The 22,934-nt window shown below is 53.8% G+C and carries 21 protein-coding genes; 14 read left to right on the top strand and 7 right to left on the bottom strand.

What is annotated here, in order from left to right; all coding sequences use genetic code 11:
• Positions 1-20: 20 nt before the first annotated feature.
• The 3 genes from catA to helD all read left to right on the top strand — a co-directional run bounded on the left by catA (position 21) and on the right by helD (position 4,793).
• The gene (gene catA, locus ACFQ88_RS32960; RefSeq protein WP_379461197.1) at positions 21-698 is read left to right on the top strand and encodes a type A chloramphenicol O-acetyltransferase; all 678 of its coding nucleotides are present in this window, start codon (positions 21-23) and stop codon (positions 696-698) included.
• Positions 699-1,229: 531 nt separating this feature from the next.
• Positions 1,230-2,033, top strand: coding sequence for an HAD-IIA family hydrolase (locus tag ACFQ88_RS32955; RefSeq protein WP_239629809.1), 804 nt, complete (start codon positions 1,230-1,232; stop codon positions 2,031-2,033).
• Positions 2,034-2,432: 399 nt separating this feature from the next.
• The gene (helD, locus tag ACFQ88_RS32950) at positions 2,433-4,793 is read left to right on the top strand and encodes an RNA polymerase recycling motor HelD (protein WP_379461374.1); all 2,361 of its coding nucleotides are present in this window, start codon (positions 2,433-2,435) and stop codon (positions 4,791-4,793) included.
• A 99-nt stretch (positions 4,794-4,892) separates the two neighbouring features.
• On the opposite strand, the gene ACFQ88_RS32945 is transcribed toward helD, so the two are convergent.
• Positions 4,893-5,861 (bottom strand): hypothetical protein, encoded by a 969-nt coding sequence (locus ACFQ88_RS32945; protein WP_379461194.1) that lies wholly within the window; start codon positions 5,859-5,861, stop codon positions 4,893-4,895.
• On the bottom strand, positions 5,858-6,421 hold the full coding sequence (locus ACFQ88_RS32940) for an RNA polymerase sigma factor (protein WP_379461192.1): 564 nt from the start codon (positions 6,419-6,421) through the stop codon (positions 5,858-5,860). Before ACFQ88_RS32940 ends, ACFQ88_RS32945 begins: the two co-directional genes overlap by 4 nt.
• A gap of 238 nt (positions 6,422-6,659) precedes the next feature.
• Between ACFQ88_RS32940 and ACFQ88_RS32935 the strand changes: the two genes are divergently transcribed.
• The 5 genes from ACFQ88_RS32935 to ACFQ88_RS32915 all read left to right on the top strand — a co-directional run bounded on the left by ACFQ88_RS32935 (position 6,660) and on the right by ACFQ88_RS32915 (position 10,880).
• Complete coding sequence (locus ACFQ88_RS32935; protein ID WP_239629793.1) at positions 6,660-7,976, top strand: deoxyguanosinetriphosphate triphosphohydrolase family protein; 1,317 nt, start codon at positions 6,660-6,662, stop codon at positions 7,974-7,976.
• A 234-nt stretch (positions 7,977-8,210) separates the two neighbouring features.
• Entirely contained in the window at positions 8,211-8,480 is a 270-nt protein-coding gene (locus tag ACFQ88_RS32930; RefSeq protein ID WP_379461190.1) for a hypothetical protein, read from the top strand.
• 246 nt (positions 8,481-8,726) lie between these two features.
• Complete coding sequence (locus tag ACFQ88_RS32925) at positions 8,727-9,647, top strand: phosphotransferase family protein (RefSeq protein WP_379461185.1); 921 nt, start codon at positions 8,727-8,729, stop codon at positions 9,645-9,647.
• A 164-nt stretch (positions 9,648-9,811) separates the two neighbouring features.
• Positions 9,812-9,997, top strand: coding sequence for a hypothetical protein (locus ACFQ88_RS32920; RefSeq protein WP_239629785.1), 186 nt, complete (start codon positions 9,812-9,814; stop codon positions 9,995-9,997).
• A 151-nt stretch (positions 9,998-10,148) separates the two neighbouring features.
• Complete coding sequence (locus ACFQ88_RS32915; RefSeq protein ID WP_379461183.1) at positions 10,149-10,880, top strand: AAA family ATPase; 732 nt, start codon at positions 10,149-10,151, stop codon at positions 10,878-10,880.
• Positions 10,881-10,903: 23 nt separating this feature from the next.
• Here ACFQ88_RS32915 and ACFQ88_RS32910 read toward each other — a convergent pair whose 3' ends face one another.
• Positions 10,904-11,962 carry an acyltransferase family protein gene (locus tag ACFQ88_RS32910; RefSeq protein ID WP_379461181.1) on the bottom strand — a complete coding sequence of 353 codons (1,059 nt, stop codon included), beginning with the start codon at positions 11,960-11,962 and terminating at the stop codon, positions 10,904-10,906.
• Positions 11,963-12,169: 207 nt separating this feature from the next.
• Here ACFQ88_RS32910 and ACFQ88_RS32905 point away from each other — a divergent pair, with 207 nt between their 5' ends.
• Positions 12,170-12,502 carry a hypothetical protein gene (locus ACFQ88_RS32905; protein ID WP_379461179.1) on the top strand — a complete coding sequence of 111 codons (333 nt, stop codon included), beginning with the start codon at positions 12,170-12,172 and terminating at the stop codon, positions 12,500-12,502.
• 60 nt (positions 12,503-12,562) lie between these two features.
• Here ACFQ88_RS32905 and ACFQ88_RS32900 read toward each other — a convergent pair whose 3' ends face one another.
• Together ACFQ88_RS32900 and ACFQ88_RS32895 are read right to left on the bottom strand one after the other, a co-directional pair.
• On the bottom strand, positions 12,563-13,111 hold the full coding sequence (locus tag ACFQ88_RS32900; RefSeq protein WP_379461177.1) for a hypothetical protein: 549 nt from the start codon (positions 13,109-13,111) through the stop codon (positions 12,563-12,565).
• A gap of 150 nt (positions 13,112-13,261) precedes the next feature.
• The gene (locus ACFQ88_RS32895) at positions 13,262-15,001 is read right to left on the bottom strand and encodes a proline--tRNA ligase (protein WP_379461175.1); all 1,740 of its coding nucleotides are present in this window, start codon (positions 14,999-15,001) and stop codon (positions 13,262-13,264) included.
• 554 nt (positions 15,002-15,555) lie between these two features.
• Between ACFQ88_RS32895 and ACFQ88_RS32890 the strand changes: the two genes are divergently transcribed.
• Positions 15,556-17,118 carry a stalk domain-containing protein gene (locus ACFQ88_RS32890; RefSeq protein ID WP_379461173.1) on the top strand — a complete coding sequence of 521 codons (1,563 nt, stop codon included), beginning with the start codon at positions 15,556-15,558 and terminating at the stop codon, positions 17,116-17,118.
• A gap of 77 nt (positions 17,119-17,195) precedes the next feature.
• On the opposite strand, the gene ACFQ88_RS32885 is transcribed toward ACFQ88_RS32890, so the two are convergent.
• Positions 17,196-18,614 carry a hypothetical protein gene (locus ACFQ88_RS32885; RefSeq protein ID WP_379461159.1) on the bottom strand — a complete coding sequence of 473 codons (1,419 nt, stop codon included), beginning with the start codon at positions 18,612-18,614 and terminating at the stop codon, positions 17,196-17,198.
• 275 nt (positions 18,615-18,889) lie between these two features.
• Here ACFQ88_RS32885 and ACFQ88_RS32880 point away from each other — a divergent pair, with 275 nt between their 5' ends.
• Both ACFQ88_RS32880 and ACFQ88_RS32875 read left to right on the top strand, forming a co-directional pair.
• A complete protein-coding gene (locus tag ACFQ88_RS32880; protein ID WP_379461157.1) occupies positions 18,890-19,573 on the top strand; it encodes a TetR/AcrR family transcriptional regulator in 684 nt (227 codons plus the stop codon).
• Between the two features lie 2 nt (positions 19,574-19,575).
• The gene (locus ACFQ88_RS32875; RefSeq protein WP_379461155.1) at positions 19,576-20,247 is read left to right on the top strand and encodes an MBL fold metallo-hydrolase; all 672 of its coding nucleotides are present in this window, start codon (positions 19,576-19,578) and stop codon (positions 20,245-20,247) included.
• Positions 20,248-20,339: 92 nt separating this feature from the next.
• Here ACFQ88_RS32875 and ACFQ88_RS32870 read toward each other — a convergent pair whose 3' ends face one another.
• Positions 20,340-21,143 (bottom strand): Cof-type HAD-IIB family hydrolase, encoded by an 804-nt coding sequence (locus tag ACFQ88_RS32870; protein ID WP_239629765.1) that lies wholly within the window; start codon positions 21,141-21,143, stop codon positions 20,340-20,342.
• 159 nt (positions 21,144-21,302) lie between these two features.
• Here ACFQ88_RS32870 and ACFQ88_RS32865 point away from each other — a divergent pair, with 159 nt between their 5' ends.
• Positions 21,303-22,028, top strand: coding sequence for an SDR family NAD(P)-dependent oxidoreductase (locus ACFQ88_RS32865; RefSeq protein ID WP_379461152.1), 726 nt, complete (start codon positions 21,303-21,305; stop codon positions 22,026-22,028).
• A gap of 88 nt (positions 22,029-22,116) precedes the next feature.
• The gene (gene thyA / locus ACFQ88_RS32860; RefSeq protein ID WP_239629761.1) at positions 22,117-22,911 is read left to right on the top strand and encodes a thymidylate synthase; all 795 of its coding nucleotides are present in this window, start codon (positions 22,117-22,119) and stop codon (positions 22,909-22,911) included.
• Positions 22,912-22,934 lie beyond the last annotated feature (23 nt).

Genomic DNA, 22,934 nt, shown 5'->3' with positions numbered 1-22,934 from the left:
ACTATTAGGAGGGCATAAAAATGAATTTTCATTTGATCGATATGGATCATTGGAGCAGAAAGCCTTATTTTGAGCATTATTTAAACCAGGTCAGATGTACCTACAGCATGACGGCCAACATTGACATTACCCATTTGCTTGCCAAGTCAAAAAGCCGAGGAATCAAGCTGTACCCGGCGCTGATCTACATGATTGTAACCGTGGTGAACCGTCATGTCGAATTTCGTACCTGCCTTGATGCCGAAGGAAGGCCGGGGTATTGGGACTCCATGTCTCCCAGTTATACGCTGTTTCACAATGAGAATAAAACCTTCTCCAGTATATGGACCGCGTACCGTGAAGTTTTCGACGAGTTCTATAACGGCTGGCTGGAGGACCAAGACAAGTACGGAAGCGTCATGAAGCTTATGGCTAAAGCAAACGAACCGCCAAATACCTTCAACATTTCGTGTATCCCTTGGGTTCATTTCACGGGATTTAACCTGAATATCGATAACGGAAGCGCCTATTTGCTCCCTATATTTACAATGGGAAAGTACGATGAACAGGACGGCGCGATCCGGCTGCCTCTCTCCGTGCAGGTACACCACGCTGTATGCGACGGCTATCATACCGGACTCCTGTTCCATGAGCTGCAGCAGCTGGCTGACAGCTGCGAGCAATGGTTGCCAGGCGACCGAACACGGGTGGAGCCTTAAGCGGTATAAGGAAGAATTGGCCGGCGCGGACACAGGTTCCGCCTGCGCTCGGAAGAAGGAATAAATAAGGAAGGCATTTTCGCGATAACGGTCGCTAAGATGCCTTTCTTTTCTTTTTCAACGATGAATGAAAGCAGCCTCTTACCTCTTAAAGGAACGATCTGATAAATACGGCTGAAACCATTTGTCCACAAGGTTATGCACAATATCAACAGGCTTCAAAGCAGTGCTGTGCATAAAGCAGAGTCGTTTTATAAACATATCCACATTTCGAGTTATCCACAGATTTCTCTCCTCAGGACCTCGCGGTTAATAATTTATTCACATAAGTTTGATATTCCGTTAACATTGTGCAGGTACAATGGAGCTGTAAAGAATAGCAAAGATAGAAAAACACATATTAGGGTACGAGTCGAGGAGAAAACCCTTGTATGCAGCGAATGAAGCACGCGGTTGCTTTCGTTTGTTGGATGTAAGGGTTTTTTGGGTTGTCTTCATGATGGTTTATTACAGAAAGGAGCTGCGCTACGTTTGCCGGATGTACTGAATTTTGACGGCTATTTTTTTGATTTGGACGGAACCTTGTTCCTTGGCAGTCAGCTGCTTCCCGGTGTCCGGGACACCTTGGAGGTGCTTCGTCAGGCGGGCAAAAGCATATGGTTTCTGACCAATACGACGACCCGGACGAGGGAGGATTGCCGGATCAGGCTGCAGCAGCTTGGTTTGGAAGCCGATGTGGAGGAGATTGTAACGGCAGCGTTCGTCTCGGCCGTCTACTTGCGGGAGCAGCAAAATTGCAATGTGCTCGTAGTCGGTGAGCCGGCGCTTATTCGTGAGCTGGAGGAGCAGGGAATCCCGTACACGACAGATGCGCTCGCAGCGACCCATGTCCTGGTGGGAATGGATATGCATTTCACCTACGACAAGCTGCACCAAGCGATGAAGGCCGTCCTTGGCGGTGCCGCGCTTATTGCGGCTAATCCGGATCCGAGCTGCCCGATTATGGGAGATATTATTCCCGATACGTGGTCGATGGTGAAGGCGATCGAAGCGGCAAGCGGCGTCGCGCCGTTAACGGTGATAGGCAAGCCGTCCTTATATTACGGCTCGAAGGTGCTGGAGTGGAGCGGGCTTGCGGCTGAACGGTGTCTAATGGTGGGAGACCGGCTGGAAACGGACATTATGTTCGGGATCAACAACGGGATACGCACCGCACTGGTACTTACGGGAGTTACATCGATAGAGGATATGGAGAAATTTCCGTCGAAACCGGATTATGTATGGGCTACCTTACATGATTTTACAGCTTTATGCCGGGGGCGGCTCCGGGCTTAAGACGAGAACGCGCAACACGCTTAAATGATAAAAAGGCAGTCCTTAGCGGACGGCCTTTTTATGATGCAACATAAGAACAACCTCTACCCGAAGTCCGTTCACAGAGGAGCGACCGCATGCAGAGGTTGTTTATATCGCCTTCGGAATCTTATCCATTCAATTGTAATAAAATGTAATAAAAAAAACGTCGTTCGACGTTATAGGTGCTAATCTATAGTTGCATTCAAAAGCAGACGGTGATACAATAGGGAACGTTCGTCACTATTTGCACAGTATGCACATCAATACATTTCAATCCTTATTATGATTATAGCATTGCAAGAGGGAAAAGTCAAACTTTTATTTCTGGCAGGCATCCATCCTTAGATCCCATTCGGAAGAGAGGCGATTTTTTTGAGTATGACGGAAGTCGATTGGCGTGAAGAGCAGCAGCGGGTTGATTCAGTTATAAGCAAAATCGGCAAGCGCATCGAACGTTTGGAAGAGGAGGTCGGCGATGCCAGGTCGGATGTCGTCGATATCCGCAAACATTTTTGGGATGAAGTAACCGTCAACTTGAGCAGCATGGAGGACCTCAACGAAACGTATTTCAGCCTGAAGCAGCAGGTCGAAATACTTAACGACAGGGAACGCCGTCATCGGCAGGCATCCATTGCCCTTGGCAAGCTGAGACGTCTGGTGAAATCGCCTTATTTCGGAAGGATCGATTTTACGGAGGACGGGGGAGGCCGGACCGAGGCCATCTATTTGGGAATTGCATCGTTTTCCGATGAAGATGAGAATACGTTTCTCGTATACGATTGGCGCGCCCCCGTGTCGAGCCTGTATTATGATTATCCGCCCGGACCTGCATCGTACGAGACGCCGGGTGGCGAAGTAACCGGAACGATGGAGCTCAAACGGCAGTATGTCATTCGCGACGGGAAGATTGCGCTGATGTTCGACACCGGCGTCACTATCGGCGATGAGCTGCTGAAGCAGGTGCTGAGCCGCAGCTCCGACGCGCAAATGAAGAGCATCGTGGCGACGATTCAGAGGGAGCAAAACCGGATTATCCGTAACGACACAAGCCGTATGCTGATCGTGCAGGGAGCTGCAGGAAGCGGAAAAACATCGGCCGCGCTGCAGCGGGTCGCCTATTTGCTGTATAAGCACCGCGAGACGCTTTCGGCGGATCAGATGGTGCTGTTCTCGCCGAACCCGATGTTCAACAGCTACGTCTCGACCGTGCTTCCGGAGCTTGGCGAGGAAAATATGCAGCAGACGACGTTCCAGCAGTATTTGGAGCATCGCCTCGGCAAGGATTATCAGCTTGAGGATCCGTTCGGCCAGCTGGAATATGTTCTCGCCGCTGCGGGCGAGCCGGATTATGCCGCAAGAATCGAAGGCATCCGGTATAAATCCTCGGTCGATTTCCTCAACGTCATTAACCGTTATAAGGAAGTGCTGGAGCGGGAAGGGATGATTTTTAAGCCGATCCGGTTCCAGGGCAAGACCATCGTCTCTGCGGAACGAATACGAAAGCAGTTCTACGAGTTCGATTCGTCCATTCGGTTGCCGAACCGGCTCGTGCTGCTGCGCGACTGGCTGCTAGGAGAAATTCGGGAGTTCGAGAAAAAAGAACGGCAGGCGGATTGGGTCGATGAAAGCATCAACCTGCTGGACCGCGAAGATTATCAGCGCGCTTATACCCAGATGCGCCGCAAGCGGCAGGACAGTCCTGAGAACACGTTCGATGACTATGAAGTAGAAAGAGACATTTTGGCGCGCATGGTCGTCAATGATCGGCTGAAACCGGTGCGGTCGCGGGTCAAGCGGCTGCGCTTCGTTCATATGTCGGCTATTTATCGGCAGTTGTTCGAGAAAGAGGAACTGTTCCTTCAGGCAGCGGGTGAAGCGGGAATGCCTGCTCTGTGGGCCGATATTTGCCGTCTGACCGCCGATACGATGGAGCGAGGAGAGATCGCTTATGAGGATGCGACGCCGCTGCTCTATTTGAACGAGCTGATGCTGGGCTTCCAAATGAATACGTCCGTCCGCCACGTCATCGTGGACGAAGCGCAGGACTACTCCCCGTTCCAGCTTGAATTTCTGAAACGTCTGTTCCCGAGGAGCCGGATGACGGCGCTCGGCGACATGAACCAGGCGATCTACGCCCATGCCTCGGCGCTTGGCGAGCTCGACCCGATCACGGCGCTGTACGGGCCGGAGCAGACCGAGCTGATCCGCTTGACGCGCAGCTATCGATCGACGCAGGAAATCGTCGAGTTCTCCCGCGGCATGGTGCCGGGAGGCGAAGAGATCGTGCCGTTCAACCGCGGCGGCGACAAGCCGCTCGTTGCAACCTTTGCAAGCCGCGACGCGCTGCACGACAAGATCGTGAGCGATGTCGCAGCGCTTCGCGCGGAGAGCTTCGAGTCGATCGCGATCATCTGCAAGACGGCGGGCGAGAGCGCCGAAGTCTATGAGGCGCTTAACGGGCGGCTCCCGCTGCAGCTGATCACGAAGACGACGCCGGAGTTCGTGAAGGGCATCGTCGTCCTTCCCGCGTACCTCGCGAAGGGCGTCGAATTCGATGCCGTTATCCTCTATAACGGCTCCGAAGAGCAGTACAGCCGCGAGAGCGAGCGGAAGCTGTTTTATACGGCATGTACGAGAGCGATGCACCTGCTGCATATTTATGCTCTCGGCGAGCTCAGCCCGTTCGTGACGGCGCAGCATCCGGACACGTATATATTGGAAGGTGCCGGCGGCCGGTAACGGCGGCCGCTTCTGGGCGCCTCGCTAACAGAAACACCTTAGCCCCCTTAGAGCTTATATGCACTCGGGGGCTAGGGTGTTTTTTCGATATAGTACCGGCTATTTGACATCCACGACAATGCTGTCCAGCATCCGGTCTCCGATGTAAGGCAACAGCCGCCAGCGCCCTTGCTCCGGCAGCGTCACCATCGAAGGGGCGGTCCGGTCCGCTCCGTTAACGCTTCCTCCCAACGTAAGAGGAGAGAGCACATCGATGATGCGCTCCTCTCCCTGCTTGACCGCTTTTACAGAGAAAGAGCCCTTCAGCTCGTCATCGCGACCCCACACGTGCCACATCGCTTTTTGCGGAGCTCCGGCCCGGAATCCGGGATCAATGAAGCCGATATTCTGCGCGGTGCCTCTAAGCTCCACGCTTCCGGACTTGAACAGGGGGCTCAGCTCCCATGACGATTCCGGGACGAACAAGGTGACATCGCCGTACCGCTTGCCGTCCAGCTCGACGGTATACCTCCATAGTCCGCTGAGCGGAAGTCCCAGGTTGGCTACGCCAAACCGCTCCAGCCCTTGATAGCCGCTGCTCGGCTCTGTAATCGCTGCTGGAGCTGCTGCCGTAACCTTGTAGCCGGAATGCACATGCTCGGCATAGATGGCGAGCGATTTGCCGCGGAGCTCCTCGAACGGAGCCTGAAACGAGAAGAGATAGCCGTATGGCCGGCCGGCCTTCAGCTCAGGATCAGGGAATACGGAGAACAACAGCTTGCCGTTCTCGTAATATTGGGTCCGCTCCCCTGCCGGCTTGTTGGACGAGACGACGTCCGGCGGCCATGACGGCAGCAGCGAGGTCCCGTCGCCCGATAGCCATAAGCCGGCGGCTCCCAACGCCGCGACAATCAAGACTGCCGCTGCCGTCTTAGGTGCGCGGGATCGGCGATGGCGGGCCGCCCCCGCCTTTTTCTCGACATTCGCTTTGCGAAGCACCTGCTGCTGCATTTCCTTCGTGAAGCGGCTTTTTATAAACGGAGAGCTCTCCATCTCTTTCGCCCAATGGGGTTTTTGCCGGTCCGTCATCTTCCTTCACCCTCCGTTTCGTGTTTCAGCAAAGCGGTAAGCTTGTGCCGGGCCCGGTGCAGCCTGGATTTTACCGTTCCTTCGGATACTTGCAGCAGCTCGGCAATCTCCTTCATCGGGAGTCCGTAATGATAGTCCAGAATAAGGACCTCGCGGAATTTGCGCGGCAGAGTCAAGACATGCTCCCACAGCTGCTTTGTCTCCAGACGCTCGAACATGATGTGTTCAGCCGACGGCGACGTTTCTTTGCGGTATAGCACGGTGTCCCAGAGCGTCACTTTGCGGATGAAGGCGCTTTGCAAATAATGCAGCGATTTGTTGCGGGCAATGGTCAACAGCCAGCTTTTTACACTGCACTCGCCTCGGAACGAATACAGCTTGCTATAGGCGATTAAAAACACTTCCTGCGATATATCGTCGGCGGCATCGGCCCTGCGCGTCAAAAAATAGGCGAAGTTCCATACGTCGTCCCCATAGGTCGTCATAAGATCGCGCAATACTTCATTCCGGTCGTAGCCGGGAGCCAGGTATTGCAAGTAGTGCCGTTCCAAATCGATCACCTCTACCTAATAAGACCGCCGACTTGCCAAAAAGTTCCCGCACGATTCGTGGAGAACGGTCCGAGCTGCCCTATGCCCTATGCATCGTCCATGCGCGTTTCAAGTGATGATTTTATTTTAAGGTTGTAGATGGTAGAATGAAGAAGATGAAGAGCAAACGGCGTTCTTGCGGGACGTCGTTTTTCAATATAGATAACCTGACACGGCTTAGGTATGGGGAAGTGGAGATGAGGCATCTATGGATTTGCGGAAGCTGCGGATCAATGATACGACACAATCGAAGTCCAGCGAGGAGCGGGACGAATACGAGAAGGATTATGCAAGACTGATCCAGTCCCCGGCGTTTCGCCGGTTGCAGGGTAAATCGCAAGTGTTTGGCGCCGGTTCGGGAGACTATTACCGCACCCGGCTGACCCATTCTCTTGAAGTGTCCCAAATTGCGAGAGAAGTGGCGCGCAGGATGGGGAAAACGTATTCTTTTCTAAGCAAGCGGGAGCATCCCGGCCTTATGATGGATCCGGCGGTAGTCGAATGCGCGTCATTGGCGCATGATTTGGGGCACCCTCCTTTCGGACACAAAGGCGAGGATGTGCTGAACCGTCTGCTCGCCGTAGTGCACGGGATGAAATATGAAGGCAACGCGCAAAATTTTCGCATCTTGATGTTTTTGGAGAAGCGCGCGGGCAGCGGAAGCGGTCTTGACTTGACGGCGGCGGTGCTGCTTGGGATCAACAAGTACCCGTACAATTTGGACGAGCCGGGCCGGATTAAGGGCGTCTATGGTATGGAATGGCAGGAAATTGCGGCGATCCGCCACAAATGGGGGATGCCCGAGGGCTGTTCTACGCTGGAGGCGCAGCTGATGGATTTGTGCGACGATATCGCCTACTCGACCCATGATATCGAGGACGGCATCCGTGCAGGCAAAATCCAGATGAACCGGACGTTCTTCGAGGACGCAAGGCTTGTAGCCAACGTTATGCAGGAAATTATCGACGATAACGGCAATGAGAATATGGACTGGGATCAGGTCGATATGAAGGCGATGGTTACGCGAGTGCTGATCGATTTCCTAGCCCAATGGGAGAAAATCTACGAGGAGTGCGGCAAAGAGGCGTCGCGTACCCGCAGAGAAATCAAGGCTCGCTGGGTCAGCCTTTTCGCTCATCAGGTAGGCATCATCGACGACGCGAAAAAAGGGTGGAAGCGCGTTACCTTCGTGCGCGACGGTAAGGAAGATATCGATCTGCTCCGGACGATGGAAATATTGAAGAAGCTTGCCTGGGTAACGCTCATCAAGGATTTTCGGGTGCAGCGGCTGCAAAAGCGCAGTGAAATCATGATACAGCGCCTGTGGACCAGCTTCATCGAATCCGAGACGGGCCGGCTCATTCTGCCCCCCGACTGGATGGAGAATTATGAGCTGCACAAAGGCAAATGGCCTTGGCCGAGGTTTGTCGCCGACTATATTTCCGGCATGACGGATGCCTACGCGGAGAAGGTGTATGCCGAAATGTTCGCGAGCAAATCCGGCTCGATCTACGAGATGGATTAGACAAGAAGAGAAGCGACTCCTGTTATGGAACGCTTCTTTTTTTGTTGGGGATGAGGAAGCTAAGGATTAATTATTGCAGCACTTGAACAATGGAATTTTTTGTATGATAATGAGTATGGAACGTGACACTTCTTATAAGGAGTGGTTAACATGCTGAATCCCAATATCTTCTTTCGTTAGTTGCGCAGGTGCCATGGCTTAGCCATAATCTAGCCCCACGCAGCGGGGAAGAAGATGTTCGATCAAGAAGAAATTCTGGCTTGGGAACAAGAAATTGTACGAAGAAAGACGTTCATCAAAACCAAACGTTATAAGGATCCTAGAGCCGACAAGCTGAAAGAAGTTCGAAAAGGCTTAAAAGCCGTACATTACGATAAAGAAACAGCGGATTGCCGCAGAGATCATTACAGACTGTACAGAAATAAAATGGCCCATTTGATCCGCACGGAGAAGTTCGATCTCATTGTAAACTACAAACGAACCAGTGGTTGGATTTGCTGGTGATTCGTCTGGTCAGCCGGTGTTTACCGGCTGATCTTTTTTGCGCTAAGCTCCGGCTCACAGCGCCATGCAACCTCGGGAAAAAATCACTAGTACAAGAAAAGCACCCTGTTGCCTAAGAGGGTCTTACCTTACTATGGAATTATATCCGGTTAGCTCTCTATGTGTATCCAAACCATCTTGAAATCGCTTCCAAATAACTGGATCAAAGCGGTAGCGAACAAAGAGACAAGGAGGGAGTTTATAAGCATGACACTAAAAAGCAATGCTCCAATTCCATTGGAGTATATTCAAACGGTCATAGGCCATCATCTCGACGGCACTATCACAGCGCTGGAGCCTGTGGAAGGCGGCAACTTCAGCAGCGCGTTTTCTTTTCGCATCGGAGAGCGCGATTATATTATTCGCTTCAACTCTTCAGAGGAAGCTTACGAGCATGAGGTGTATTTGTCGAGCCTGCTGCATCCTCAAGGGGTCCCATACCCTCAAGTATTCGGAAAAGGCCGCAAGGATGGCTTTACCTACTGTATTTCGCAGCGGGCTGCAGGAAAGATTGTGGCCAACCTGAAGCCGGAGCAGAAATCCGCTCTGCTGCCGGACCTCATCCGCGTCATTGCCATGATGAATCAAGTCGATCTGAGAGGAGCGTCCGGCTACGGCTTTCTGGGAAAGGACAACAACGGGCAATTTGCTTCGTGGGAGGCGTTCGTCCGAAGCTTCTTCAGTGAAGAACAGACCGGCACGTTCTGGGAGGGGTGGTACCGTTATTTCCACACAACCTGCCTGGAAAAGGACGTATTCGACGAATGCTACGCCCGCTTGCTCGAGCACTGCCGGTATAACGCACCGCACCGCCATTTTGTCCATCACGACTGCCATGCATGGAACATTCTCTCGGACGGACAATCGATTACCGGTATCATTGACGGCAATTGTATTTACGGGGATTTTCTCATTGATATTGCAACGATCGAATCGGCCTTTCCCGGCATCGACCTTGCGGAGCGGTTCCGGCTCCATTATGAACGAATCGGCTTTGAGGTACCGGACTTTCAGGAGCGATTGACCGGCGCGCGTTATTTTAAAGGAATCGATGGGATGCGGTTTTATGCCATGATGGGCTGGGAGGACGCATACAAGCAGTTGAGGGATCGATTGCTGGCACTATAACCTTGCAGCCAATTGCGTGTGACAACCGTCAAAGTCGGAAGAAACTACAAAGCTAAGGTTGAACTGTACTGTGATTCAATGATGTGGACCGGAGCGGAGACATCCGGTGAATAAGATGCTGCCCTGCCATCCATTCTAAGGAAAGAGGAAGGAGGTGGGCAATCATGGAAAAGGACCGAGAGTACGAGAGTAAGCACGAGAACCAGCGCGAAACCGGGCATGAGCCTACGATAGCGCCGGGAATGAACACCCATGACCCACTGGAGGAAAAAGCGACCGAGGACGAAGTGCACGAAGGCGATTCGACCCTAGTGACCCGTCTGTATTTGGATCGTACGCCGGAAGAGTAGCCCTAGAGAGACGTTCCGCGTTTAGGCGCGGAGCGTCTTTTTTTGTCTTATTGACGCTAATGGACTCCACGCTATGGATGCTCCGCGGTATGCTATACTGGAGGGAACGGACCGCGTGGCCGCGGGTTATGGAAGGAGACGGACGACCAGGATGTATCTTCGAACAGTGACGCTTTTGCAGGAGGAGCTTCCGGAGACGGAGGAGTATCCGTTTGGCATACCGAGTATCCGAACGTTCAGGCAGCTTGAGCTCAAGGCGCCGGTGACGTTTTTCGTCGGGGAGAACGGATCGGGCAAATCGACCCTGCTAGAGGCAATCGCCTATCAGGCGGGCTTCAACACGGCAGGCGGCGGACGGAACAACCAGCACCATGTCGATGCTTCCGGGTCGGCGCTCGGGCCGCATCTTCGTTTATCCTGGATGCCCAAGGTGACGAACGGGTTCTTTTTGCGTGCGGAATCGTTTTACCATTTTGCCTCGCATCTCGACGAGCTGTCCAAGGACCCGCTGGAAGGCTATAAGGCTTATCAGGCATACGGCAACCGTTCGCTGCACGAGCAGTCCCACGGGGAGGCCTTCTTCGCATTGTTCGCCAACCGGTTCGGCAAAAAAGGCATTTATTTGCTGGACGAGCCGGAAGCGGCGTTATCTCCTGCGCGGCAGCTTGCCTTTTTAAGACGAATGCATGAGCTTTCGTCCCACTCACAGTTCATTATTGCAACGCATTCCCCGATTTTGCTCGGGTATCCCGATGCGCAAATATATACATTCGACAGCACGCCGATTCATCCCGTCAATTATGAGGAAACGCCTCATTATGAGATTACCAGAGGCTTTTTGAACAACAGGGAGCTGTATTTGCGGCGATTGCTGGAGGATTAAGCCTTCATACAAAAATAACCTGCTCACCGCGAGGTGGCAGGCTGTTTTTTCGGAACCAGCAGTGTGCGAAGACGCTGCACCAACGGCTTTTCGACGATGACATAGAAAAGGCAGCATAGCGAAAGCGAAACGGCAAAGCAAACGATAGTGACGGCAAAAGGTCCGAGCCATTGGTCAGCGTGAGCCGCGGAGGCCAGCTTCAGCGTTATGGACAAGCAGGCCAAGCTTGTCAGCAGGATCGAATAGGAGGCGTCGCCGAGAAACTGCAGCGGCTTAATCCACGCGGGAGTCTCGGTACGCAGAGCGCCGATCCCTATCAGCACTAATGCCGAGCCGATGGTATACATCGTATTGATATAACCCACGTTCGGATTCATCCAACGCAATATCCATACGAGCGGGAACAGCAGAATGCCTGCAGCCAGCCAATACCCGCTGTAGCGAATGGTAAAGCGCCGTACTAACCAGGCGATGGCGACCCCGAGAACAAACTCCAGATGCAGCGCGTCAAACAGGAAGTGTATCCAGACGTCTTCCTTCAAATGAATCCACCCGAGATTAATCAAGCAGACGATGGCGAGCCAAAGCGTCCAAATGACGATAACCGTCCTGCGACTCAAAACAAACGACAAGGAAAACGCCAAGTAAAAGAAGACGATATAGGTTAGCGACCAGGCAACCGGCAATATCGGTGCATGGGACTGCGGCAGCAGCAGCAGCGACTGTACGATGACCGAAGGCTTCGTCTCGAACCCCAGCCCAAAGGAGGGAACGAGGAAATAGACCGGCAAAACGGCTGCGGTAACAAGCCAATATAGCGGGAATATGCGCAAAAACCTTTTGACGATAAACGTTTTCCATACGTCGGCATGGCCGAATTGGTTGTGATAGATGGTGTACATGAGAAAGCCGGTCAGCACGAAGAAATAAGCATAGCCGCCGGAGCGCCCCATGTCGCTGATTCCGAGAAAGTCGATATGAAAATATTTGTCGGCCATCTGCGCCGTATGGAACAGCATGACCAATACGACGGCAACGCCTCGGGCAGCCTGAATAAAAGGAATGGCAAGTCGTTTTTCCATGATTGTTCTCCGTATCCAATGTGTTTTTTATCTATAGTTTTAGGTTTCCGGAGACTATCATCTCATAAGTAAATGTCGCAAGTGTGACGCCAAACTGAAAATCGACTGAAAACGGGCAGGGAATTGGAGGGAAACTAGCTTAATTGCGGAGAGCTTAGCATAAGCTGGAAGTGGATCGGAAACCGAGAGCTTAGGCGGAGGCGATGGATGTTGACGAAGGAAGAAGTGCTGCTGCTGCTGCAGCAATTGCCGGAGCAGCTGAAGGAGGCTGAGACGGGGTACTATCAGGCGTTAAGCCGTCTCGAGGATACGAAGCTGGCTCTGCACGCCAAGGAATGCGAGCTGTTCAGCCATGGACTCATTACGGGGAAAAACGAACAGGCGAGAGACGCGGAAATATGGCAGCATACGCATGAATTGCGGAGAATGCTGGCCAAGACGAAAATGACGGTGGATCAGTACCGAGTGGATTATGATTATGCCAAAAACAAGCTGGAAAATACGCAGCTTATCGCTCAGCTGCTTCTGCAGCTGGACTGAAGGCGGCCAATGAGAAAAAGCCCGTGCGAAGAAGAAATTTCTTCTCGCACGGGCTTTTTATTAAAAGCAGGTGAAGGAGCGGATCCGGTTCAAATCCAGGCCGAAATAGAGCCAGAAGCCTGTAGGGCCGAAGCCAAACCAGCGGAAGCCGGCTATCGAGCGGCGTCCTACATGGGTCAAAAACATCCAGTACTGGTCGCCGTTATTTTGCCAAATATAGACGTAACGGAACAAGCAGCCGCGGATGCTTCCCGGATCTACGGCGAACATCGAGACGGAAGGCTCCGGAGGAACAAAGGATGGGGGTGGCGATTGCGGCGCTCCGAATTCACTTCCTGGAGCCCCTGGAGTTCCTCCGGGTCCGCCGGGAAAACCGCCTGGTATGCCGCCGGGGAAGCCTCCAGGTCCGCCCGGAAAACCGCCGGGTGTGCCCGGGAAGCCACCTGGAGTGCCTGGGAAGCCGCCTGGAGTGCCCGGAAATCCTCCGGGACCACCCGGAAAGCCCCCAGGTCCGCCTGGGAATCCTCCCGGACCGCCGGGACCAAAGCTTCTTTCGTCTACGTAATCAATAATAAACGGTTGTTGTTCAAACGGGTTCACTATGAACATCTCCTTTTTCTCGCTGCTGAGCAAATGCCTATCTGTGATTCAATATATGTAACAAATGCCCAGCAGGTTATGGGCTAATAGCCCGATAGGAGAATATATTTTGGTTATTTCTCAGCTTACTTGTGTCTTTCCGTGAAAAAAAGCATAGTGCTAAGGCGTCAGCTGCCTAATCTGGCTAGCGATACGCTCCACAGCTTCATCGGCGCTTAATTCCGCTTGACTGCCGCCATCCCGTTCCTTGTATTCCACCCGGCCGTCTGCGGCGCCTTTGCCGATAACGATGCGCAGCGGGATGCCGATCAGGTCGGCGTCCTTGAATTTGACGCCAGGTCTCTCCTCACGGTCGTCCATTAATACTTCGACGCCGAGCTCCTTAAGACGTGCATAAAGCTTATGGGTCAGCTCCATTTGCGTCCCGTCCTGAACGGAAACCGGGATCAAATGCACATGAAACGGCGCGATCGATAGCGGCCACACGATCCCGTGCTCATCGTGGCGCTGCTCGACGACAGCCGATAACAGCCGGGACACGCCGATGCCGTAGCAGCCCATGATGATTCTGGCTGCTTTGCCCGTGGCGTCCGTCAGCTCGGCGCCTAGGCTGTCGCTGTATTTGGTCCCGAGCTTGAACACGTGACCGATCTCGATGCCCCGCCGGGCGGTCAATGCGCCCGAGCAGCGCGGGCAGAGATCCCCTTCTCTCACATTGCGGAAGCTTCCGATGTGATCGAGCGGGAAATCTCTGCCGGGCACGACATGGCGAAGGTGCATGTCGGTTTTGTTCGCCCCCGCTATGCCGGAGGCGACCGATGCGGCTTCTCGATCTGCGAGAAGCCGGATGGACAGGCCGACCGGGCCGATGAATCCGGCCGGACAGCCCGTTGCCTTCACGATCGCAGCTTCGTCGGCAAGCTCGATGTGCTCGGCGTGCAGGTAATGCTTGACCTTGATTTCGTTCACCTCATGGTCGCCGCGAACGACGACGGCTACTGGCTCGCCGTCCGCTAAATAGATGAGCGTCTTGAGCAGCTGATCCGCTCCAATGTTCAGAGCCTGCACGAGCTGCTCGATCGTCTTGATGCCGGGCGTCGCAAAAGGCTCGCAGCCTGCGGCAGAAGGAGCAGCTGATCCGCCGGCTTCGTTCGCGCGGGCGGCGCTATGCTCCTCCGGAGCCGCCTCGGCCATCTCCAGATTGGCTGCGTAGTCGCATTCCGAGCAGCTGATGACGGTGTCCTCGCCGATATCGGCGAGAGCCATGAATTCATGCGTGCCGCCTTCGCCGCCGATCGAGCCCGCATCCGCTTCGACGGCGCGAAAGTGCAGGCCGCAGCGCGTGAAGATCCGCTGATAGGCGCCGAACATCGCCTGATACGACTGGTCGAGACTCTCCCAGTCCAAGCCGAAGGAATAGGCGTCCTTCATCAGAAATTCCCGCCCGCGAAGCAGCCCGAAGCGGGGACGGCGTTCATCGCGAAATTTCGTCTGGATTTGGTACAGCGTCATCGGCAGGCTGCGATACGAAGTCACATGGTCCCGGACTAACGTAGTGACCACTTCCTCGTGGGTCGGCCCAAGAGCGAATTCTCTGCCGTTGTGGTCATGAAGCCGCATCAGCTCGGGGCCGTACAGCGAATAGCGGCCCGATTCGTGCCACAGCTCGGCGGGCTGCATGGCGGGCATGAGCATTTCCTGGGCGCCGGTACGATCCATTTCGTCGCGGATAATCCCTTCCAGTTTGCGCAGCACTCTCCAGCCTAGCGGCAGGTAGCTGTAAATGCCGGCAGCGAGCTGCCGGATGTAGCCTGCCCGGATCAAAAGCTTGTGGCTCGCAGCTTCCGCTTCCGCAGGCACTTCCCGCATAGTAGGAATCAAAACATTCCGTTGTCTCATCGTAATAAATGCCTCCTTAGTTGAGGTATGGCGGCAAAATCGCGGAGCTCCCGCAGGGGGAATCCGGCTTGCCTGCGCAAATGCAAAAAAGACGCATCCGTCAGGGACGAATGCGTCGTGGTACCACCCTGTTTGCAGCCGCTCGGTCCAATCGAGTCCCAGTCAAAAGACATGGGATCGAAGCAGGAGCGGTTTCTCCATGAAAAATAACGGCTTCCACCGGCAACGGATACTCGGATTTCCCCATTGCAGCTTCAAGGCGGGAAGGACGGGTCGATTGGGGAGACTCACAGCCTGGTTCTCCCTCTCTGCAGCAATCGGACGGATGCCCTTATGTCCTTGTCATAGCTTTTGGTTTAAAACTTTTTTACTTTTTTAGATTAGTACTAATTTACATGATGCCGGAGGCCAGGTCAAGCGGGATGAGCGGAACTCCTGCTAAAGCCGGGTCTTTCGACATGCTTCGCTTCATTTTGTCGTAAAAGCAAGAAATGAGGCTGAATCTTCCTTATTGTGGTAAAATGGGGGAGGAACACAGCAGGGGAGGGGAAGAGATGATGAAACCATGGGGCGCCGTCGTGGCGGCTTGCGTGCTATGCGCCGCGCTGGTCTCGCCGGGGCAGGCGGCCGCAGCGGAGCGGCCTGTACGCGTATACCTCGATAACAAGCTGATCAAATTCGAGGTGGATCCGATACTGGACAATGGAACGACGCTTGTTCCGTTCCGCGCTATTTTTGAAAAGCTGGGGCTTGAGGTAGGCTGGGACGGCGAGATGCAAACCGTGACGGGAACGAAGGAAGGGCTCGCAATCCGGCTGGCGATTGATGATACGGAGGCACTTGTCAACGATCAGCAGAGTGTTCTGGAGCTCGCTCCGCGTCTGGTCGAAGGCAATACGCTCGTACCTTTGCGATTCGTGAGCGAAGCGTCAGGGAAAGAAGTGACCTGGAATCAGAGCAATCGGACCATTCATTTGAAAAGTCCTAAAGGAAGCTCGAACACCGGCGGCGGTACGAAGGAGCCGGCTAAGCCGGACGATGAGACCGACCCGGCCAAGCCGGTCCGGGGCGAATATGTCTACCCCGACGGCAGCAAATATACGGGACTGCTTGTCGGCGGTTCTCCTGAAGGAAAGGGCAAGCTGACGGATGCCGGGGGAAGGCTGCTGTTCGACGGAACGATGAAAGACGGGCTTCCGTCCGACGGGCGATCCAAAACGTATCACGGAACCGGCCGGGTAGATTTTGACGGTCTCATTAAAGACGGGGTTGCCAGCGGTGCCGGCAAGCAATATGCCGCCGACGGCGACCTGCTTTTCGACGGAACCTTTGCGAACGGCGATCGCGAGAAAGGGACCTTGTACTACGACAACGGTGACAAATATACGGGACCTTTCGACAACAACGTGCCTAGCGGTACCGGAAAGCTGCTGTACAGCAACGGGGACGTCTACGAAGGGGATTTCGTGAACGGCCAGCGCGAGGGAACGGGGACCTTCAAGACGGTAAGCGGTGAAAAAGTAGCCGGCGATTTCAAGAACAACATGATGAACGGCATCATATCGCATTATGACAAGAAAGGCACGCTGCTCTCGGTAAGCGAATATGCTAACGGCGTTCTCATCCGCAAGGTGGATATGGGGGATGGATCCAGCACGCTGCCGAGCACGAATCCATCCAACCAGACGGATCCGATTCGGAAGGAGAACGACCGCCATCAGAAGGTTTTGAGCGAGATAAGAGAGCGGTTCAATCAGGATAAAAAGCTGCTGGAGGACCAAATCAGCCAAATCCGCAAGGAGCAGCCGGGTACTTACAGCAGCCTCACCGATTATGAGAAGGCGATCGAGAAAGCGGAAGTCAAGGAAAAGGAAATCAGAGACAAGCTGAAGCAGCTGTCGGGCGACAGCTCGAATGCGGCGGAGGCGGCGAGAGCGGAGCTGGACAAGCAGTGGCAGGACGCTCAGGCGGCGTTGGAGAAGCTGTATGCCAAAGGGACCGCACAGCAGCGTATCGATTCCTTGAAGGAAGATATAAGCGAGCTTCGCGACAGGTTTAATGAAGATATTAAAGAGGAGAATGACCGGCATACTCATACGATTCAACAGTTAAAATAGAGCTTGTCCGCACAAAAAATCCGGCTGTCTGGTGACAGCCGGACTTTTTGCGTTTCGCCATAGCGGGCAGCTGTGGATTAAATGAGGAAGATGGCGACGACAGTCGTTACGGCCAATCCTATGAGCACCGGCTTCAAATTGCGGCGCGCCACCTCGAACGGATCGACGCCGCATATGGCTGCCGCAGGAATGAGCGCCCAAGGAATAAGCGTCCCTCCGCCGACCCAGATGGCGGCAATTTGCCCGAGTGCGGTCAGCGTGGCGACCCCCGAGCCGATAGCCGCCGAGAACAGATTGGCGATGGAGCCTGCCAAGGAAATGCCGGAGAAGCCGGATCCGTCCAATCCCGTGATAGCTCCGACGGTCGTTAACGTGACGGCTCCTACCGTTTGATTAATCGGCACCGTATGAGCGAGCGCAAGCCCGAGGTCGTTGACCAGACCGTGCGATCCCGCCGGAAGCACCTTGCCGAAAATGTCCACGAAAGCCGAGTCGCCCAGATAAAAGAATGCGGCGATCGGGATAACGGGTCCGAATATTTTGAAGCCGAACTGCAGGCCTTCGATTAAATATTCGGACGCTTTTTCAAGCCCCTTCTGCTTATGGGCCGTCAGCGTAATGAGAAGCATAATGAGCAGCGCCGTGCCTCCGACCAAGGCGGTGGCATCTCCGCCCTGCAGCTTCAAGGTGAACATGGCGACGACATCGGCCACGAACAGCACAGGAATCAGCACGGCGAACAAGACCCGGTTGCCGGAGGACAGAAAGTCTGCGCGGGAGCCTGCTGCAAGCGGGCTAGCCGTTACCGCGGCGCTCCCTGCTTGAAGCTTGCCGCTCTTCATATCGCGCCGCAGCAGCAAGAAACTGGTGACGGTGGTCACGACCCCCATCACGATGACGAGCGGCACGCTGGCCTGAATGACATCGCCTACCGGGATGCCGGCCGCATCGGCGGTCAGCTTAGGCGCGCCTTGGATGACAAAGTCACCGGACAGCGCAATCCCGTGTCCGAACAAGTTCATCGCGATAGCGACGCCTATCGCCGGCAAGCCGACGCGCAGCGCTACCGGCAGCAGCACCGCGCCCATCAATGCAACGGCGGGGGAGGGCCAGAAAAACCACGAAATGACCATCATCAAGCCGCCGATAATCCAGAAGGCGAGCGCCGGTGTACGGATGAACCGGGCGAAGGGCGAGATCATCGATTCGTTGATTCCGGTCTGAGTGAGCACCTTGCTCATGGATACGATGATCGAGATGATCAGGATCGTTCCCATGAGCTCCTTGATTGCAAAGATGAAGCTGTTGAACACGCCGCTGATCGACTGGCTCAGCGATCCCGTCGAAATCAGCCCCAGCACGAGAATGCCGGCAATACATAAAATCGACGTATCGCGGCGAAATACCATGAATCCGATGATCAGAAAAATAAAAAGCAGATAAACCCAATGCAACGACACAATAGCAACGTCCAAACCAATCGCCTCCCAGGGCATAAGCCCAAGCTTCCGGATACTACACCATATGCATAGGCGGAGCGTTGGTGACGGAAGAGAAAGCCGGCGGAACGAAATATTTCAAGCGCATAACGATTGATAAGTCACTGTAAAAAAATGGATGGAAATCTATCTTGGGCTGGAATCGAACATGCATCGAAAATAATGAGCGTTAAAAAAATAAAAATAGGCTTGCAATAAACATAACCATTGGTTATATTATAACCATAGGTTAGTAACCGTTGGTTATAATTGAGTGCGGGAGGATATCATAGATGGACACAAAGACCGGGAAGTCACGTCAGGAGCTCCGTTCCGAGGAGACGAGGAATCGTATCCGGGAGGCTGCAGGCAACCTGTTCACGTCGAAGGGATACGATTCGGTAACGATGAGAGAGATCGCCAAGGAGGCGGGCTGCTCGCATACGACCATTTACTTGTACTACAAGGATAAGGAAGCCTTGCTTGAGCAGCTGGCGCTGCCGCCGCTGCTAAGCTTGGAAGAGGCGATGCGGGCCGTTACGGAACGGACGGAGCTGCCGCCAATGGAGGCGCTGAAGGAGATCAGCCGGCAGTTTCTTCTGTTCTGCCTATCCCACAAGAGTATGGTAACCGTCATAATTAGCGTGAAATCCGTTCGTGTGGACGAGGCGGACCCTGAGAGCGAAGTGAACAAGCATCGCAATCAAGTGTTCCGGTATTTGGCGGACGCGTTGAATCGGGTCATCGAAGCGGATGCGGAGGAAGAGAAGACGAATTATACGCGGATTTTCTTTTATATGCTGCATGGCATGGTTACGACCTACATCGGGAACGAAGAGGAAATCGAGCCGCTGTATGCAAGACTCGTTCCGATACTGGATCAAGGGATAGAGATCGTGGTATTCGGTATCGAGAAGAAGCGAAAGCAGGATGCAAAGCAGGGCAAGAAGCCGAAAGACAAAACGGGGAGGAAATAACGATGAAAATCGAACAAATATCTGAGCATGTGTGGAGATGCAGCATTTGGATGATCATTCCTGTAAACGTATGGGTTGTCAAATCCGATGAAGGGCTGACACTGGTCGATACCGGCATTTCGATGATGGCGGGAGGCTTGCAAAGATGCTTCCGTGAACTGAACGCTCCTCTTAAGCGCATCCTGCTGACCCACGGCCATTCGGATCATACAGGAGGCATCCGCAAAATCCGCGAAGCTCTCCCCGTGCCCGTCTATGCTCACGAGACGGAGATTCCGTATATGGAGGGGCGGCTTCCCTACCCTGGCAGGAAAAAAGCAGAGCACCTTACGGAGCCGGGGCTCGTTCAAAGCATCGATAGCCAAATCGCTGCAGCAGCCGGGCTGACGGTTCTCCATACGCCGGGACATTCCCCGGGGCATGTCGCTTATTTCCACGAACAAGATCGCGTGCTGCTGGCGGGCGACCTGTTCACCTCCAAGAAAGGCAGGCTGAACCGGCCGATGCCTATGTTTACGGCCGATATGGCGCAGGCGGTTGAGAGCGGCTCCGTCATAACCGAGGTCAATCCGCGATTGGTCAGCGTATGCCACGGAGGCGATGTCGTCATTACGGATGCAAAGCAGCAATACGAAGCCTATGCGCGCTCGGCGGCGGGCAACAGCAAGCCATAATAGCTATTATACATTTACAAAAAATAAGCAGCCGCGGAGATCGAATCCCGCGAGCTGCGTATTTTTTTGTCTATTTATGAGCGATGCGCCTTTTATGAAACGGTTTGCAGGACGAACTTATCCACTACGTGCTTGACTCCGTCTTCGTTATTGCTCAGCGTAACGTAGTTGGCGATTTGCTTCAATGCTGCCGAAGCATTGCCCATCGCTACGCCAAGTCCGGCGGCCTCCAGCATTTCGCGGTCGTTCGAGCCGTCGCCGACGGCAATGACCTGGGACATGTCGTAGCCGAATTGTCCGGCCAGGTAACGGAGCGCATCGCCTTTCGTACCTTGATGGTGGATGATCTCCAGGAAGTTCGGCTTCGATTTCGTAATATGCACTTGTCCTACGATCAGGCTGCGCAGCTCGACAGCCACTTCATCCAGCTTGGCTGGATCGTCGATGATCAACAGCTTGCTGGAAGGCCTGTTGACCAACTCGGAAAATGATGGATATACGGTATAAGGAATTTTGGATAATTCCGAATAAGCTTTAATCTTGTCGTTGTCTTCTTTTACATACAACACGTCATCGTTGTAAGTTTGCAGATGCAGTCCGTTGCGTTCGCAATAATCGAAAATCGTCCGCGCCGCCTCCATCGGAACCGATTGCTCATATAGGACGCGCCCGTCCACGGAATTTTTGACAAGCGAGCCGTTATAAGTAATGAGCGGCACATTCAGCTCCAGCTGGGCGGCCAGCTGCTTGGCCGAAGCGTACATGCGCCCGGTCGCGAGCGTTACCGTAACCCCGTGCGCGATGGCGTCCGCCAAAGCCTGCTTCGTTCCTTCGGTTACTTCTTTGGCATCATTGATGAGCGTATCGTCGATATCGATCGCCAGCATTTTATACATGGTTATCCACTCCCGTTATCTGTCTATGGCTATCATTATACCTCAGAACTGAGAGGAGGAGGTATAGAAGGAATTGACGTCTGCCATATAAGAGAGTAATTTAATATTAAGTATTAGTAGTTGGTACTAAAAAATGCATGAGCCATGGGAGGAACGGCAATGAAAGTGTTCATCATAACAGGCGCATCGCGCGGAATAGGACAAGCCATGGCGGAACGTCTTGCCTCTGCCGGCCATACCCTATTTTGCATATCGAGAACCGTCAATGAAGCGTTGGTGCGAAAGTACGGCAACGTTCACTATGTGCCATTCGATCTAAGCTGCAGCAACGGGCTGGACGGGCTGATGAAGGGCATTGCGGCAGCAGTGGATCCGCAGCAAACGGAGACCGTGCACTTAATTAACAATGCGGCCGTGGTCGAGCCGCTAGCTGCCATCGGTCATTGTGAGCCGGATGTCATTGCTGCGAATGTGCATGTGAATTTGCTGGCTCCGATGCTGCTGACCGCCAGCTTGATGAACCATATGGGCCGCTACCCTGCGGAAAAGCGTATTCTTAACGTATCGTCGGCTTCCGTCAAATATTTGTGCCCGGGGATGAGCTGTTATTCGGCGGCGAAGGCTGGGCTGGACACGTTTACCCGCACTGTCGCTCTGGAGAATGTTCGAATCGTCTCGGCATGGCCCGGACTGATCGATACGGCGCTGCAGGAGGAGGCGAGGACGCAGGATGTAAGCCGGTTTGCGGCGGCGGACACGTTTGCCATGTATAAAACCAAAGGATGGCTCAAAACTCCCGAAGAAGCTGCAGAGCGCCTGATCCGGCTGCTGCTGAGCGATGCGTTCGGAGACGATCCGGTAGTGGAAGACCTATACGGCACATAACGAGCGGTACCTTAGTCGGAATAAGGACTGCTATTTTGGCCCGTCCTTTGCTATAATGGATAGATGATTCCGTAAATTGAGGTGGCACATGAAATCTTATCTAACTTTACTTCAAGATATATTGGACAACGGCGTGCAAAAGGGGGATCGTACCGGAACCGGAACGATTTCCGTATTCGGGAGGCAGATGAGATTCGATCTGCAGCAGGGCTTCCCGCTGTTAACGACCAAAAAACTCCATATGAGATCCATCGTTCATGAACTGCTGTGGTTTTTGAGCGGGAACACGAACATTCAATATTTGCGTGACAACGGGGTCACCATCTGGGATGAATGGGCGGATGCGGAAGGGAATTTGGGCCGCGTATACGGAGCCCAGTGGCGTACATGGCAGGGGCCGAACGGACAGGTCGTCGATCAGATTACGAATCTGATTGCCCAGATCCGCTCCAATCCGGACTCGCGGCGCCATCTGGTCAGCGCATGGAATCCTGCGGAGGTAGACGGCATGGCTTTGCCTCCATGTCACTATGCGTTTCAGTTCTATGTAGCGAACGGCCGGTTGTCGTGCATGTTTCAAATGCGATCGGTGGATACGTTCCTCGGTCTGCCGTTTAATTTGGCGTCCTATGCCTTGTTGACCCATATGGTGGCGCAGCAATGCGACCTGGAGGTCGGAGAGCTGGTATGGACCGGCGGCGACGTCCACATTTATTTGAATCATCTGGAGCAGGTGAAGCTGCAGTTGACCAGGGAGCCGTTCCCGCAGCCGAAGCTCGTCATCCACCGGAAGCCGGAATCGATTTTCGACTACCGGTTCGAAGATTTCGAGTTCACAGGCTACCAGGCTCATCCTGGTATTAAGGCGCCAATAGCGATTTAAGCTTGGGCTGCAGCATAGCAGCA

The organism is Paenibacillus sp. NPDC056579, from assembly GCF_042793215.1.
Classification (GTDB): domain Bacteria; phylum Bacillota; class Bacilli; order Paenibacillales; family NBRC-103111; genus Paenibacillus_S.
This window is presented reverse-complemented; position numbering and strand designations above follow the sequence as displayed.

What these genes read in the sequence shown, in the direction of transcription:
- ACFQ88_RS32930 (WP_379461190.1), top strand. Translation starts at nt 8,211, where the DNA reads ATGTTCGATCAAGAAGAAATTCTGGCTTGGGAACAAGAAATTGTACGA.
- ACFQ88_RS32915 (WP_379461183.1), top strand. Translation starts at nt 10,149, where the DNA reads ATGTATCTTCGAACAGTGACGCTTTTGCAGGAGGAGCTTCCGGAGACG.
- ACFQ88_RS32920 (WP_239629785.1), top strand. Translation starts at nt 9,812, where the DNA reads ATGGAAAAGGACCGAGAGTACGAGAGTAAGCACGAGAACCAGCGCGAA.
- thyA (WP_239629761.1), top strand. Translation starts at nt 22,117, where the DNA reads ATGAAATCTTATCTAACTTTACTTCAAGATATATTGGACAACGGCGTG.
- ACFQ88_RS32880 (WP_379461157.1), top strand. Translation starts at nt 18,890, where the DNA reads ATGGACACAAAGACCGGGAAGTCACGTCAGGAGCTCCGTTCCGAGGAG.
- ACFQ88_RS32885 (WP_379461159.1), bottom strand. Translation starts at nt 18,614, where the DNA reads ATGCCCTGGGAGGCGATTGGTTTGGACGTTGCTATTGTGTCGTTGCAT.
- ACFQ88_RS32895 (WP_379461175.1), bottom strand. Translation starts at nt 15,001, where the DNA reads ATGAGACAACGGAATGTTTTGATTCCTACTATGCGGGAAGTGCCTGCG.
- ACFQ88_RS32870 (WP_239629765.1), bottom strand. Translation starts at nt 21,143, where the DNA reads ATGTATAAAATGCTGGCGATCGATATCGACGATACGCTCATCAATGAT.
- ACFQ88_RS32900 (WP_379461177.1), bottom strand. Translation starts at nt 13,111, where the DNA reads ATGTTCATAGTGAACCCGTTTGAACAACAACCGTTTATTATTGATTAC.
- ACFQ88_RS32935 (WP_239629793.1), top strand. Translation starts at nt 6,660, where the DNA reads ATGGATTTGCGGAAGCTGCGGATCAATGATACGACACAATCGAAGTCC.
- ACFQ88_RS32865 (WP_379461152.1), top strand. Translation starts at nt 21,303, where the DNA reads ATGAAAGTGTTCATCATAACAGGCGCATCGCGCGGAATAGGACAAGCC.
- ACFQ88_RS32905 (WP_379461179.1), top strand. Translation starts at nt 12,170, where the DNA reads ATGTTGACGAAGGAAGAAGTGCTGCTGCTGCTGCAGCAATTGCCGGAG.
- ACFQ88_RS32875 (WP_379461155.1), top strand. Translation starts at nt 19,576, where the DNA reads ATGAAAATCGAACAAATATCTGAGCATGTGTGGAGATGCAGCATTTGG.
- ACFQ88_RS32910 (WP_379461181.1), bottom strand. Translation starts at nt 11,962, where the DNA reads ATGGAAAAACGACTTGCCATTCCTTTTATTCAGGCTGCCCGAGGCGTT.
- ACFQ88_RS32890 (WP_379461173.1), top strand. Translation starts at nt 15,556, where the DNA reads ATGATGAAACCATGGGGCGCCGTCGTGGCGGCTTGCGTGCTATGCGCC.
- ACFQ88_RS32925 (WP_379461185.1), top strand. Translation starts at nt 8,727, where the DNA reads ATGACACTAAAAAGCAATGCTCCAATTCCATTGGAGTATATTCAAACG.
- helD (WP_379461374.1), top strand. Translation starts at nt 2,433, where the DNA reads ATGACGGAAGTCGATTGGCGTGAAGAGCAGCAGCGGGTTGATTCAGTT.
- ACFQ88_RS32945 (WP_379461194.1), bottom strand. Translation starts at nt 5,861, where the DNA reads ATGACGGACCGGCAAAAACCCCATTGGGCGAAAGAGATGGAGAGCTCT.
- catA (WP_379461197.1), top strand. Translation starts at nt 21, where the DNA reads ATGAATTTTCATTTGATCGATATGGATCATTGGAGCAGAAAGCCTTAT.